Annotated in this window: 9 protein-coding genes; 3 read left to right on the forward strand and 6 right to left on the reverse strand. The window is 44.5% G+C overall.

Annotated features, from left to right (window positions below):
• Positions 1–4: 4 nt before the first annotated feature.
• The 6 genes from CYQ88_RS05650 to CYQ88_RS05675 form a co-directional block, all read right to left on the reverse strand.
• Positions 5–2,551 carry a methyl-accepting chemotaxis protein gene (locus CYQ88_RS05650; protein ID WP_101840382.1) on the reverse strand — a complete coding sequence of 849 codons (2,547 nt, stop codon included), beginning with the start codon at positions 2,549–2,551 and terminating at the stop codon, positions 5–7.
• 397 nt (positions 2,552–2,948) lie between these two features.
• On the reverse strand, positions 2,949–4,676 hold the full coding sequence (locus CYQ88_RS05655; RefSeq protein WP_101840384.1) for a DEAD/DEAH box helicase: 1,728 nt from the start codon (positions 4,674–4,676) through the stop codon (positions 2,949–2,951).
• Positions 4,677–4,905: 229 nt separating this feature from the next.
• A complete protein-coding gene (locus CYQ88_RS05660) occupies positions 4,906–7,005 on the reverse strand; it encodes a bifunctional diguanylate cyclase/phosphodiesterase (RefSeq protein ID WP_101840385.1) in 2,100 nt (699 codons plus the stop codon).
• Between the two features lie 82 nt (positions 7,006–7,087).
• On the reverse strand, positions 7,088–8,452 hold the full coding sequence (locus tag CYQ88_RS05665) for a TRAP transporter large permease subunit (RefSeq protein ID WP_101840386.1): 1,365 nt from the start codon (positions 8,450–8,452) through the stop codon (positions 7,088–7,090).
• Complete coding sequence (locus tag CYQ88_RS05670) at positions 8,452–9,057, reverse strand: TRAP transporter small permease subunit (RefSeq protein ID WP_101840387.1); 606 nt, start codon at positions 9,055–9,057, stop codon at positions 8,452–8,454. The genes CYQ88_RS05665 and CYQ88_RS05670 overlap by 1 nt, the downstream gene beginning before the upstream one ends.
• 82 nt (positions 9,058–9,139) lie before the next feature.
• A complete protein-coding gene (locus CYQ88_RS05675) occupies positions 9,140–9,976 on the reverse strand; it encodes a pirin family protein (RefSeq protein WP_101840388.1) in 837 nt (278 codons plus the stop codon).
• Positions 9,977–10,105: 129 nt separating this feature from the next.
• On the opposite strand from CYQ88_RS05675, the gene CYQ88_RS05680 reads away from it, so the two are divergent.
• The 3 genes from CYQ88_RS05680 (at position 10,106) to CYQ88_RS05690 (ending at position 15,364) form a co-directional block, all read left to right on the forward strand.
• A complete protein-coding gene (locus tag CYQ88_RS05680) occupies positions 10,106–11,017 on the forward strand; it encodes a LysR family transcriptional regulator (RefSeq protein WP_101840389.1) in 912 nt (303 codons plus the stop codon).
• A 127-nt stretch (positions 11,018–11,144) separates the two neighbouring features.
• A complete protein-coding gene (locus tag CYQ88_RS05685; protein ID WP_101840390.1) occupies positions 11,145–12,251 on the forward strand; it encodes an efflux RND transporter periplasmic adaptor subunit in 1,107 nt (368 codons plus the stop codon).
• Entirely contained in the window at positions 12,251–15,364 is a 3,114-nt protein-coding gene (locus CYQ88_RS05690) for an efflux RND transporter permease subunit (RefSeq protein ID WP_101840391.1), read from the forward strand. The genes CYQ88_RS05685 and CYQ88_RS05690 overlap by 1 nt, the downstream gene beginning before the upstream one ends.
• Positions 15,365–15,394 lie beyond the last annotated feature (30 nt).

Raw genomic sequence — 15,394 nt, forward strand, 5'->3', positions numbered from 1 at the left:
TGTATTAAAAATCATCCCACTCATCCTCTTTGTCAGCATGACTGGTCGGTGCCGGTTTTGTTGGCAAAGAAGCAGATGGCTTCGGTTGAGCGATGGCCTTGGGTTGTGTTGCTTTTGGCGCAGCCAGTCTAGCCGTGCTTTGACCTGAATTCTTGACAGTGAAGAACGCCATATCTTCTTGTAATATCCGTGCTTGATCACTCAAGCTTTCAGCCGCTGCAGAGGTTTCTTCTACGAGTGCCGCATTTTGTTGTGTCACTTCGTCAATTTGGGTAATGGCAGTATTAGCTTGTTGAATCCCAGCCATTTGTTGAGCAGAAGCATCAGCAATTTGCTCAATCATATTGGTCACATTATCAACCGATGCGCTAATGGTGGTTAACATTTCACCAGACTCAGTGGCTAATTTTGTGCCGTCGTCAATGCGTGTCACGCTTTCATTGATAAGGTTGGTGATGTCTTTTGCAGCCTCGGCTGCTTTTTGTGCTAAAGAACGAACTTCACCCGCTACAACCGCAAAACCTCGGCCATGATCCCCAGCTCTCGCTGCTTCCACCGCAGCATTCAGCGCCAATAGATTGGTCTGAAAAGCAATGCCATCAATTAATGAAACGATGTCTGAAATCTTATGACTGGACTCCTGAATCGCATTCATGGCTTCAATGGTCTTTTGCATGACCTGAACGCCTTCATTTGATTTCTGCTGAACCTCATGCGCGACAGAAGTCGCTTCCTTAGCATGTTCGGTATTATTGGTGACGGCAGAACTCATTTCTTCCATGGTGGCAGAGGTTTCTTCAGCTGCGGCAGCATTTTCCTGAACCCGTTGACTTAGGTTAATGGAACCTTGAGACACTTCCTCTGCTGCACCACTTACCACTGAGGTGGCGTTGAGTGCTTTGGTGACTACTTCACTGAGTCGCTGGTTTGATTGATTAATCGAATTTTTCAAGCGCAATAACTGGCCGTGGTATTCATTGGTGATACTATGGGTTAAATCACCTGATGCAATGGCTTCAATATTAAAGACGGTATCTTCAATCGCATTTTCCAATGCATCCATTGAGTGATTTATGCTTTGCTTGAGGCTGAGTAACTCTCCTCTGGCATCCGCTTCCACACGTTTATTAAATTCACCTTCTTGCATCGCATTCATCACCACGACGATATCCGAAATACTGTCATTTAATGCTTCCATGGTTGAACGGACATTGTTCATCATGGTTAAGAAGTCCCCTTTCAGATCGGCATTAACTGCAACATTAAATTGACCATTATTCATGGCTTCCATTACGCGTCCCAGTTCTGTCATAGTGGTATTGATGGAATCGGCGGAGTTATTAATGCCTTGTTTGAGTGTATTTAAATCACCTGCAAGATCAAGGGTGACTCTTTGATCAAAGTTTCCATCTGCAATAGCTGATATAACCTTATTGGCTTCTATAATCGCGTTTTGCATATCAGAGAGTAACGCATTAATTGATTGCCCCATGTGCCCCAATTCATCTTCGCGTTTATCGTCTGCACGAACAGAGAAGTCACCCGAATCGGTGATTCTTTCCAAAGTGGTTTGGATATTTTGAATGCCCGTTGCAATGGCTTTGGGAATAAAGATCGCAATTAGCGTGGCAACCAACGTAATAATAATTGAAATGACGATTAAGGCTGTAATAATGCTGTCATTCATGGATTGAACTTCTGGCCCGATGCGATCCTGATCTTTTTTAATAGAAATTTTAATATTTTCTGCAAGCTGCGCAACTTGAGGGCCGATGACATCCAGATTGTTTTTAACGATATTATCAATATCGATGGATACTTTATTAAGTGCGTTTACACCAGAAATATAGGTCTCAATATACGTATAAACTTGCTGAATAGCTTTCCTGCGAGCCGGGTTTTTTATTGACTCTTCAAGATTCTTAAGTTGGTTTTGCAGTGTTCTAAATTCAGCTACCGCTCTGTCCATGTAAGACTTTTGGGTGTCATCCATAAATTTAATCGCATAAATTCGTCCGAGTAAAAGGGTTCGGACGCTAGCAGATGCAGCATAGGTTACGGCATGTTCTTTGTCTTCATGAGCACTTCGTTGAATTCCAGAAATCAATAATTCGATTAATCGACCATTCTTATTAAGGTTGTTTTCAATGATGTCCAAACGTTGTTTGGCAAGTGTTTGGAGTGCTTCAAAATAGCCATTATAGGCTTGGAGCTTCTGATCCAGTTCCGTTACCATTTTTGCACGTTCGGGTTTTTGGATCTCAACTTTGGCAGTTTTAATATAGTCGTTAACCGTGTTGTAATAATGGTTAAACTGTTCGACTTCCTTAGCACCTGGATTGGACATAAAGGTTTTGGCACTCATCCGAACCATGAGCATATTACTTTGCACCTGTCCAGCCAATACTGTATCTCTAGCCATTTCACGATAGTCTTTAAAACCATTGGCGGAGTCTGTGGTTTGAGAAATACTGAAAATCGACATGCCGATGACCAGTAATGTAATGAAAATAAAGCTCGCCAGCAATTTTGCGCGGATCGTTTTAAGCATCAAGGCGTTCCTTTGGATAAGTTTATAGGTTTAAACAAGTGCTAAATGAAGGTGACATAATGGATAGAGTTTAATCGTTGATAATAATAAACAGAAATTATAATCCAAAAGTGTGCAAAAGGCATTTGGTTTTGGCCTTCTTTGCATCTTATCTAGCCGCTTGTTAGGTTGTTCTATCAGTGTTTACTTACACTTTTCTATTCAAGGATGATGTTGTAGTTGTTTGTTAAGCTATATCATTTTGGTTCAGCAAAGAGAAACGATATTAATGTGTTTTGTATGAGATCACAATACTTAGTTGAATTAAATTGTTGAATTGAGATGATAAAATTATTTATGGGGGATGTTTGAAGGAACCAGGTTCTGAGATCAGAACCTGGTTAAAGAGTCAGGTGGATTATTTCTTACGGGGTTTTAAACGACGTTTGGCAACTTGTACGCCTTCTTTGACGGGGGCGATTTTAAGCTGTTGTCCACAAACCCATGCGCCTTTTAATTCATTCACAAGGGCTTTCGGCATATCAACAGGAAGATCAACGGTACTGAAGTTGTCTTCAATATTGAGTTTTTGAATAAACTCGCCATCTAAGCCTGCTTCATTGGCTATGCAACCAATGATATTGCCGGGCTTGACGCCATGTTGACGGCCGACTTCAATTCTAAAGCGTGCCATGCCATCATTCGGTGGGGTTTGACGACGGCTTCGAGGCCCGCCTCTTTCAGCACGGTCACCGTTATTACGGGCGCCGCGACCTCTTCCTCTTGAATCCCTTTGGTCACGGTCATCAAAAGATTTTTGCTTGATGGGCTTCTCATCTAAGAAAAACGGCACATCCCCTTGCAGTAATTTGGCCAGGCCTGCTGCGATTTCTATGGCAGGAATATTGTTGTCAGATTCGATTGATTCGACCATTTTTTGGAAGAAATCTAGGTCGGATCCCTGTGCAGCATCAATGATTTTATCTTTGAAACGGGTAATTCGAGTACTATTGATTTCTTGCGCGGTCGGCAATTCCATTTGCGGAATGGCTTTTTTGGTAGTCGCTTCAATCGAGCGAAGTAAACGGCGTTCTCTTGGTGCAACGAACAAGATCGCGGTTCCACTACGACCGGCACGGCCGGTTCGGCCAATACGGTGAACGTAGGATTCATTGTCATAAGGAATGTCGTAGTTAATGACGTGACTGATGCGGTCAACATCCAGTCCACGAGCGACCACGTCTGTGGCAATCAAAATGTCAAGTTTACCTTTTTTCAAGTGGTCAACAATACGTTCACGCTGATTTTGAGCGATGTCGCCATTTAAGGCTGCGGCGGCATAGCCTCTGGCTTCCAGTTTTTCTGCCAGTTCAACGGTGGCGGTTTTGGTGCGGACAAAGATGATCATGCCATCAAATTCTTCGGCTTCCAAGATTCGGGTTAGTGCATCCAGTTTGTGTAATCCGCTGACCAGCCAGAATTTTTGATCAATTAAAGAGGCGGTCGCCGCTTTTTGCTTGATAATCACTTCGGTTGGATTTTGCAAATAGGTATTGGCAATGCGATGTACTTCTTTGGGCATGGTGGCTGAAAATAATGCAATCTGACGTGTCTTAGGGGTGTGTTTTAAAATCCACTCTACATCATCAATAAAGCCCATGCGCAGCATTTCATCAGCTTCGTCCAATACCATGCTAGTTAAGCTATCCAGCTTTAAGGTGCCTTTTTTAATATGGTCCATGACACGGCCAGGCGTACCGACCACAACGTGAACGCCGCGTTTGAGCGCGCGAATTTGTGTGCCATATTCAGAACCACCATATACGGGTAATACGTGTAACCCTTTAATATTGCGTGAAAAGGTTTGGAAGGCTTCAGCTACCTGAATGGCTAATTCACGAGTAGGAGCCAAAACCAATACTTGTGGGTCTTTTTGGCGAATATCAATTTTGGATAAAATCGGTAAGGCAAAGGCGGCGGTTTTACCGGTACCCGTTTGAGCCATCCCTAAGATGTCTCCACCTTCTAATAAAACCGGAATGGCTTTTTCTTGGATAGGCGATGGGGTTTCGTAACCAATTTCTTCAAGTGTTTTTAAGATGGGTGTAGCTAGACCTAGATCGGAAAATTTGATCTCTGTATTCATGGAAAATCCTTTGTAAACATAAGTAGCGACGGTACGGTTGGAGCACACACGTCAAAAATAATGCCACCCTGTTACAACGCAAATGATGAAATTCGCAGTAAAGCTTTCCCAAATAAACTGAATGTCAGACCAAGGCAGGCATTTTAAGATTGCGCATTGTACAGTATTTGAGTGACGATAATTGATTTTGTTAATAAAAAACTGTAAAAACCACCAGGCCTGGTGGTTTTTAGGCGTTGAGAGCCCGTCTAACGCGAGGGAGTAGTTTTTGTTCAAAGTCGCTGGCAGGCATGGGGCGGCTGTAATAATAGCCTTGTTGAATGATGTTATGCGCTTGGTGTTTTAGGAACTGAGCTTGTTCAGCGGTTTCAACCCCTTCAGCTACGACTTTCAATTTTTTACTTTCAGCCAGTTGAATAATGGTTTTAACCAAAGCTTCGTCTTCTTCTTGTCCTGGGACATTTTGTATAAAGCATTTATCAATTTTCAGTTCGTGAATGGGGAGTTTTTGTAAATAGCTTAATGACGAGTAGCCGGTGCCGAAATCATCAATCGAAATTTCAAACCCAAGGCTAATGAGGTGCTGAATGCGTTGAAGTGCGACAGGGGCGTTTTTAATGAGTACGCCTTCGGTAAGCTCTAACGTAATCATGCTTGGGTCTACCTGAGTAAACTTAATCAAGCCGATGACCATTTCAATAAATCCTTGCTCATGGAACTGAACGGGGCTGACATTGATGGAAACGCGAATGGGGTCAAAGTGAGTGTTCCAGGCTTTAGCTTGTATAAACGCTTTGTGAAGTATCCACAAACCAATTTTAATGATTTGGCGGCCTTCTTCGGCAATAGGAATAAACTTATCGGGAGGAACGGGTCCTAGAACTGGGTGAACCCAACGAATCAGTGTTTCCGCAGAGACAATTTGCTGAGCTTCATTGACCTGAGCTTGAAAATAGAGCTGAAACTCTTCGTCTAATTCTGAGTGGTTAAGGGCTTCAATGAGTTCTAATCGTCGACGGGCTTTTTGAATCAACGTATCTTCAAAAATATAGGGCTGATTTCCACCTTGTTTTTGCGCTTGTAGCATGGCCATATTGGCATAGCGTATCAGTTGTTCACTGTCAAAGTTGACGGGGTTATTGGGTGAAAAAGGGCAAATGCCAATGCTAGCAGAGGTATGTATTGAGTGTTTCTGGAGTTTATATCGGTCACTAATGATTTCAATTAGGGTTTCAGAATAGTCTTGAATCTGATGTTTGGCATTGACCTCATCTTGACAATGACTGGGGTAGATAATGCCAAAGCTGCCACCATTGAGCCTTGATAATAAAGCGTTTTCGGGAAGTTGGGTTTGACATTTTTTCGCGACTTTAATCAGCAATTCGTCGCCAACTTGGCGGCCAAAGGTGTCATCAATCATTTTAAATTCATCAAGATTGATGAAAAGAAGCGCATAGTGGGGTTGCTCAGTGTTGGGTGTGGTGAGTAGTTGGTCCAGCGTTTCTTGCAAGTAGCTTTGATTGGGCAGCCCGGTTAGTTGGTCGTAGTAGCTGAGTTGTTGAATTTGGTGTTTGGCCGATTGTAATTCACTTTTGTCTTGTAGAACCCCGACAAAGTGTTCAATATTTTTGGCGCCATCTAAAATCATCGATAAACTGAGGATGGCTGGCGTGGCTGTCTCTGTGGCATAAAGTTGAATTTCTCCCGTCCAAAACTGCTGTTCAAGTAGGGTTTTGATGACATGATCAAATGGTAAGGCAAAACTCACTTGCTGTTTGAGCCAATCAATATAGTTGAGGTTTGCCAAATCTGCTTGGCTGAGCCCGGTTAGCTGACAGAAATGGCTATTGGGTTGGGTGATTTTGCCTTGCGGATTAGTAATAAATTGGCCGGAGCCACTGGCTTCCATTAATTGAGAGTGGGCTTTGGTTCTCAGGTTTAAACTTTGGTTGCTCATAATGAGTAACTGGTGCGCTTGACCATCCAGTTCAATCCAGTCCGCCTGCAGGCGCATGGGTAATGCGGACGGGGATGTTGGCGTTTTTAGCCAAACCGAATCTTGGTGCGCAGCTTGACCGAGGGATAAGGATTTTAACCAGGCCTGGAGATTGAAGCATTGGCCTTGATGTTTTTGAGTAAACAAACAAAGGTGTTGAAATAGCTTTGCTGTTTGCTGGAGTCCGGGATATAAGGATTGTAATGAGGAATTCATTACCGTCGGCTCAGATTGCTCGTTTAAAATCATCACCCCTTCTTCAAAGCGGTTAATGATTTTGAGTGCTTGCTGTGTCGCGTGGCTCAATTTGGGCGTATTGTGATTTACATTCATGCCGTATGGGTTTGAAAGATTAGCAATAATTTCTACATATTAGCTGAATCTTAAAGGGTTTGCAGGGCTTTTATAAAAAAAGTTAAAGGACGCTGGGTAGCCAGGTGGCCAGCGTTGGCCAAATCGCTAAGACAACCATAACAGTTAATTGGATGAGTATAAAAGGGGTGACACCTTTGTATAGGGTAGCAGTTGAAACGGACGGCGGCGCAACCCCTTTTAAATAGAAGAGGGCAAAGCCAAACGGCGGAGTGAGAAAGGCGGTTTGTAGGTTAATGGCAATCATAATCCCTAACCAGATGGGGTCAACCCCCATCATCAATAACACTGGCGCAACCACTGGCACGATAATATAGGTGATTTCAATAAAATCGAGGAAGAAGCCCATTATAAACATCACGACCATCACCAATAGTACGGCGGTAAAAATGCCACCCGGTAGGTCGGTTAAAAATTGGTGAATGAGCTCGTCGCCACCCAACCCTCGGAAAGTAAGTGAAAAGAAAGCGGCACCGATAAAAATCAAGAAGATCATACTGGTGAGTTTTAGGGTGTCTTGCATGACAGTTTGCAGTAAGGCTAAGTTGAGACGCTTACGTAAAGCCGATAGCAATAAGGCCCCCAAGGCTCCAAGAGACGCCGCTTCGGTGGGTGTAGCAAATCCACCAAGAATGGAGCCTAGTACTAATAAAATTAATGCCAAAGGGGGGATTAAACTCTCTAATACTCGGATCGCTAAGCTGCTGGTATTCGGTTTTTCAGGCGAGGCGGGTACGGTCTCGGGTTTGAAAAAGGCCATAGCGAGTACATAGCTCATATAGCCAACAACCAACAACATTCCTGGAAAGAGTGCGCCTATAAAGAGATCACCGACCGATAGCGTTTCAGGCGAAAAGATGCCCTGATTAAGCTGTGCTTGTTGATAGGCAGAAGACAAAACATCGCCCAAGAGTATGAGAATAATGGAAGGGGGAATGATTTGGCCCAAGGTGCCGGAGGCACAAATGGTCCCGGTTGCGAGTTTTGGGCAGTACCCTTGTTTAAGCATGGTTGGCAGGGCCAATAATCCCATCGTCACAACGGTGGCACCGACAATGCCCGTACTGGCGGCGAGTAGTGTGCCGACTAAGATAACTGATATGCCCAAGCCGCCACGGAAGCCTCGCATCACCTCATCCATAGTGGTGAGGAGCTGTTCGGCCAGTTTGGATTTCTCTAAGAGAATGCCCATAAAGACAAATAACGGGACGGCCATCAAGGTGGCATTGGTCATAATGGAGAATAGGCGATTGGGAATACTGTTAAGAAAGGCCATATCGAATGCGCCAAACTGTGCGGCAACCAGCGCAAACAGCAAAGAGGTGCCCGCTAAAGTCAGCGCAACGGGAAAGCCCATTAGCAATGCTATGAATACACAACCAAATAATAGGAGTGACAGCCATTCCATTAAAACTTTTCCTCGTGTTGAGGGCGGTTCTCAGCCAGGAATCGGATCAATTTTGGGTCTTGTGGATAAAGGAGTTGGCAGCTAGTTTGTGCAATGACTGACAGCACTTGCAACACCATCAATAGTGCCATAATGATCATAAAACTTTTGAGTAAATATAAATAGGGTAAGCCGCCCGCTTCTGCAGAGCTTTCTTGAATTGCCCAGCTATCACTGACATAGTCCCAACCAATCCAGAGGATAAAGATCAAAGCAGGAAGGGCAAAGACCAAACTGCCCATCAAATCGATTATGGCTTGATTGCGGGGTGTAAAACGACTGTAAAATACATCTACTCGAACATGCGCATCTTGCTGGAGGGTATAGCCCATCCCCATCATAAAGAAAATGGCATGGGTATAGAGAATACTTTCTTGTAAAGCAATGGAACCCGATTCAAAGCCGTAACGCAAGATAACGATGCTTGCGGATAACACCACGAGCAGTAATGCCAGCCACGCGAAGGCCTTGCCAATGCCCTGCTGAAATTGGTTCTGCAAAATAACAAATTTCAGCAAATAGTCTGCGGTGCTAAGTGAGTTTGAGGGCTGGCGCTGGCTTTGCAAAACGGAAAAGGATCCTAATTTTAGGGTTGTCAAATAGGCATTATTTTACCCTAAGAATGACCAGGCCTGGGTGTTTTTGACGTTAAAAACGGTTGTTTCGGAAATCGTCAAAAGCTTGCTTGAGTTCTGCTTGGGTATTCATTACAAATGGGCCGCTACGCGCAATGGGTTCTTGAATCGGGTTGCCAGCAATGAGCAAAAAGCGACTGTTTTCCATTGCAGATACGTGCAGTTCAGTCCCTTTTGATAACACGGCAAGCTGCTTGGGTTTAAGGGGTCGGTTTTGCTCACCGATGGTGAGACGGCCGTCAATGACAAAAATAAACCCCTGGCTATCTTCACTCTTGAACGGCTGCGTAAACGTTTGATTGGCGTCAAGCTCAACATCAAAATACAACGGGTCTATATAATGATTCTTGACTGGCCCAGTGGTGCCATTGGGTGTCGTGCCGGTAATAACGCGAATTTGGCTGTGAGGGTGTTGTTCTACTGGCATGGCTTCAGGCGCAAAATCTTGGTATTGTGGATCTTGCATTTTGGCATGGCTAGGTAAGTTTATCCACAACTGGAATCCTTGTAAAAGACCATTTTCTTGTTCGGGCATTTCAGAGTGAATAACGCCGCTTCCTGCCGTCATCCACTGAACCCCACCGGGGAGTACAACGCCTTCATTGCCTTGGTTGTCCTTGTGCCGCATACGACCATTTAATAAATAAGTCACAGTTTCAAAGCCGCGATGCGGATGCGGCGGGAAGCCAGCAATATAGTCATCGGGATTGTCGGATTCAAAAAAATCAAGCATTAAAAAGGGATCAAGTTCTTTTAATTCAGGCGTGCCAATGTAACGTGTCAGTTTGACACCTGCGCCATCTGCGGTCGGCATCCCCTGAGTGATATGAGTGATTTCTTTGATGGTCATTTTGTTGCCTTTTAATGGTTAGTCGGTTAACACACATCATAATGCTTGTGTTGTGCTTAAAAAACCGCCAAAATCTAAAAAGATTGTTCTGATTTTTAGAAAAATAATACTTCCTTAAGGAGCTTAAAGATGGGGCAGCTTGAAGATATGCAAGTGTTTGTGCGGGTGGTCGAGGCCGGCGGAATAGGCAAGGCGGCTGAGCAACTTCATTTGGCAAAATCAGCAGTGAGTCGACGTTTGGCGGACTTAGAAAGTCGGCTATCAACGCAGTTGATTAATCGCACAACACGTCAGTCGAGCCTAACCGAAGCGGGGCAATTGTATTATCAACAATCGTTGGACGTGTTGGATCGTGTGACGGAAATGAATCAATCGCTAACGAATGGTAATAACGACTTAACGGGGACCTTGCGATTAGCGGTTCCATTGTCTTTTGGTTTAGAGCACTTATCTCCGCTATTTGACCGTTTCGCTAAACGGCATCCTGATTTGACATTGCAATTAGACTTTTCAGATCGAGAAGTGGATATGGTGGAAGAAGGGTTTGATTTAGCGTTTCGTATTACTGAATTAAAAGATTCCAGCTTGCAGGCACGAAAAATAGCGCCTATTCAGTTTGTACTGTGTGCCAGTCCTGAGTATTTAGCACAATATGGCGCCCCCAAATCACTGGAGAATCTTCATCAGCATAAATTGTTGCAATATGGCGTGCAGGGAGCCAGTAGTTGGCGTTTCATTTCTCCGCAGGGGGAAAGCATCAACTGGAGCTTTAGCAGTCGTTTAATAGCCAATAACGGTAACTTCTTGTTGAAGATGGCCATATCGGGTCATGGTATTGTATTGTTGCCTACTTTTATTGCTTGGCAAGCTTTAGCTCAAGGGCAAGTTAAACCGGTTTTATTGGACTATAAGATTCCAATGAAATATGCCTGTGCCCTTTACCCTCAAAACCGGTTTCTTTCCAAGAAAGCTCGGGTCTTGATTGATTTTTTGGTTGAACAGCTTAAAGATAATGCTTATTGGGATCAACCGTTTGAATGAGTGCTGTCACTATGATTCATACTGCTGATATATTCTTTTTTGTTTCATATTTTCGAGTGAAATTGGTTGATAATAACGCTCAAACGAATTTTGGTGTTGACCGCTTAGAACACATGGGTGAATCATAATGAGAAAAGTAGATATGAAATTTGCTTTGAAATGGGGGGTATTCGGCATTGGAGTGCTTTGGCTTTCCTTCGGCACAGCGGCACCAAAAACACATTTTCCGGTTCCGGTTATCGCCTATGAGGTTATTGAAACCGCTTCCCCAGTGAAGCAAACGTTATTGGGGTCTTTAGAGGCAAAATCGTCGATTGATGTGGTGGCGAAAGCAACCGATGTGATTACTGCAATTTATTTCAAAGAAGGGGAATGGGTTCGTAAAAGTGCTTTATTGGTTGAGCAAAATGCAGAAGAAGAATTGGCGCTGCTTGAAGAGTCAAAAGAATTAGAGGCCGAAGCCAAGCGTCAGTACGATAGAGTTAAGGGAATCGAAGGTAAAGGGAGTGTGACCGTTTCTTTGATCGATGAGCGCTACCGATTATGGAAAACGGCAGCCGCCAAACGTAAGGTCATTCAGGCGCAGGTGGCTGATAGACGAATATATGCCCCTTTTTCTGGACAGTTGGGCTTTCGTCAACTTAGCGAGGGGGCGTTCGTTACAGCGGGCACCAAAATTGTGAGTTTGGACGACACCAGCCAAATGATTCTGGATTTATTGGTGCCCGAACGTTATTTGAGTGGGATTCATCTTGAACAGCCGATTGAAGTGCGAACCGAAGCTTATCGCGCTGAGGTCTTTACAGGGCACGTTTCTGCTATTTCGCCGCGAGTTGATCCGGTGATGCGAATGGTGCAAGTCAGAGCGATGGTGGATAATCCAAAGGCGAAGTTGAAAACCAATATGATGGTTGAGGCACAATTGGTTTTAAAGGCACAAGCCAGCTTAAAGATACCGAATAGCGCTATTGAAATGCTGGGAGATCGTCAATTTGTCTATCGTTTGCAACCCAATGGAACAGAATCTTATGGGTTAGAGAAAGTTGAGATTGAAACAGGACAGAAGGGTCATAACTTAACCGAGATATTACAAGGCTTAGCCGCAGGCGATAAAATCGTTAGCCAGGGGCTGATGGGGATTTCGCTCAAACGCCCAGTCGTTATAAAAGCGATGCAGACTGGGCAGGATCAGGCAAGCTTATTGCAAAAGTCGCTTAAGGGAACCCTACGCTAATGTGGTTGTCTGATACAGCCGTAAAACGTCCTGTTTTGGCTGCAGTAGTGTCGTTATTACTGTTGGCATTTGGGCTGATGGCTTTTGATCGAATGAGCCTTCGGGAATATCCTAATGTCGATCCGCCAATTGTTTCCATTGATACCAATTATCTTGGTGCTTCTGCAGAAGTGGTGGAAAAGCGGATTACTAAAGTCATTGAAGATCGTATCGCTGGGATTTCCGGTATCGACTATATGTCATCGACATCCACTGATGGCCGTTCTCGAATAAAAGTGGAATTTAGTATCAATCGCGATATTGATGCGGCGGCAAATGATATTCGGGATCGGGTGTCGCGCATTGTTGATAATTTGCCTGAGCAAGCCGATGCACCTGAGGTCGAAAAGGTGGAAGGCGATGAAAGCCCGATTATGTGGTTTAACCTTGCCAGCGACCGCTTGACCATCCCTGAATTAACCGATTTTGCTGAGCGTCATATCGTGGATCGATTTTCCGTGTTGGATGGTGTGGCGCGGGTGCGAGTCGGTGGCGGGCAGTCGTTTGCACTGCGAATCTGGTTAAATCCCCAAAAGATGGCGTTATATCAAATAACAGCGTCTGATATTGAAACGCAAATTCGTGCGTCCAATATCGAATTGCCCGTTGGGGCATTGCAGGGGCGTCATGTCATGTTGACGCTCAAAGCGGACAAACCTCTAAGGACGGTAGACGACTTTAAAGGCCTGGTTATTAAGCAAGATCGTCAAATTGGTCAGCTAACCCTAGGAGATATTGCAACGGTGGAAATGGGCGCCATAGAGCGTCGACGGTTGTTTCGGGGTAATGGAGATGCAATGGTCGGTATTGGCATTGTTAAACAGTCGAATGCCAATACGCTGAGTGTGGCTGAATTTGCACGGCAACGCAAAGCATTGGTCAACCGAGATTTGCCTGAGGGGCTTTCACTGGAAGACAGCTATGATGCTTCTGTTTTTGTACAACAAGCGGTAGACGAAGTATTTAAAACGCTTTTTATTGCACTGGGACTTGTCGTCTTGGTGATGTTAGTTTTCTTAAAGAATATTCGCGCTGCATTGGTGCCAGCCGTGACCCTGCCGGTATCCTTGATGGCGACTTTTTGGGTGTTGTGGATGCTCGGTTTTTCAGTGAATCTATTGACCTTGTTGGCACTGGTTTTGGCGATTGGTTTGGTGGTGGACGATGCCATTGTCGTCTTAGAAAATACACAGCGATATTTAGATAAAGGGTTTGAGCCGATTGCAGCTGCCTACTTAGGGACTCGTCAGGTCGGGTTTGCTGTGGTGGCGACCACTTTGGTATTAGTGTCGGTATTTGTGCCAATTGGGTTTTTGGAGGGTAATATTGGTCGGCTGTTTTCCGAGTTTTCGATTACGCTTGCGGTGGCTGTGATCTTTTCCAGTTGGGTCGCTTTGACATTATCCCCTGCACTGGCCTCTAAGCTATTAAAACCGGTTAGATCTCTTTCAAGCCATGCCATTCGGATGCCACCTCAAATTAGGGTCAAGCCAACCAAGCGTCAATCTCATTTCTTTCAACAACTATTGATAGCCAATCTTCGCCAGCCACTGTGGGTTTTATTGTTATTTTCCATCGTGTTATCGAGTTTGATTTATCTGGGACAAAAACTGCCTCAGGAGTATGTGCCCAAAGAAGATCGAGGTGTCTTCTTTATTATGGTGAAAGGCCCAGAAGGGGCTACTTTTGACTATATGCAAAGCTATCTGACCGAAATGGAATCTCGTTTAATGCCGTTGGTTGAAAAAGGCGAAGTGAAGCGATTATTGGTGCGAACGCCGCGCTCTTTTGGAACCAGTGAGGTGTTTAATTCAGGTTTTGTGATCGTTGTATTGGAGGACTGGGCGAAGCGGCGAAATGGCTTTGAGATTATGCAGGAAGTTCGTCAGTCTTTGGCCGATTTATCTGGCGTAAAGGCGATTCCAGTGATGCGCTCCAGTATTGGAGGACGTATTCAAAGTCCAGTGCAGTTTGTGATTGGAGGCGGTAGCTATCAGGAGCTCGAGTCTTGGCAACGATTAATGAATGAAGCGATTGAAAAAACTAACCCTGGATTGACCAATTTAGATTGGGATTATGAGCCTACCAAACCGCAATTGCGATTGAAAGTGGATTATGCGCGTGCTCGAGCACTAGGTGTTTCGCATCAAGATGTGACGGCAACACTGCAAGTATTATTGGGTTCAAAGCGAGTCACGACTTTTGAACAACAAGGCGAAGAGTACGATGTGCTATTGAAGGCTGCCCCCAAGTGGTTCCAGTCTCCTTCAGATTTAGAGCAAATTTATTTTAGCGTTGCCGGACAGGATGGGATGGTTCCCTTATCAGAACTGGTGACCTTGTCTCATCAAGCCAGCGCCTCTAGTTTAAATCGTTACAATCGTGTCAGAGCGATTACGTTATCAGCTAAGTTGGATGATGACTTGGCGTTGGGGGAGGCATTAGCCTATCTGAATGACCTAACGCGTGACACCCTACCTGAGCATGCGATGATCGACTACAAAGGGCAGTCTAAGGACTTTCAAACCGCTTCTTATTCGGTCTTTTTCGTGTTTTTATTTGGGTTAGTGGTTGTCTATTTGGTGTTAGCCGCACAGTTTGAGAGCTTTATTCAGCCTTTGGTGATTATGTTGACGGTGCCGATGGCTTTTGCAGGCGGGGTATTTGCACTCCATTATTATGGGTTGAGCTTAAATATTTACAGTCAAATTGCCTTAGTGCTACTATTGGGCTTAGCCACCAAAAACGGTATTTTGATTGTTGAGTTTACTAATCAACTACGAGATACTGGGTTGGCAATGGGAGCAGCTTTGGTTAAGGCCACGCAGTTGAGATTAAGGCCTATTTTAATGACAACCCTGACCACTATGGTGGGGGCAGTACCTTTGATATTGTCATCGGGTGCTGGGGCTGAAACCCGCGAGATTTTAGGTATTGTTTTGCTTTGGGGAGTGGGTTTTTCTACCTTGATTAGTTTGTTGTTGGTGCCCGTTGCTTATGCATTCATAGCAAGAAAAGCAGGAACACCTTTAACAACTGAGCGACAATTATTGAGTGCGTTGGATAAAGAATAGGCATCCATCATTAAACGCCTAAAATTAGAT

Source organism: Hydrogenovibrio sp. SC-1 (assembly GCF_002848135.1).
Lineage (GTDB): Bacteria > Pseudomonadota > Gammaproteobacteria > Thiomicrospirales > Thiomicrospiraceae > Hydrogenovibrio.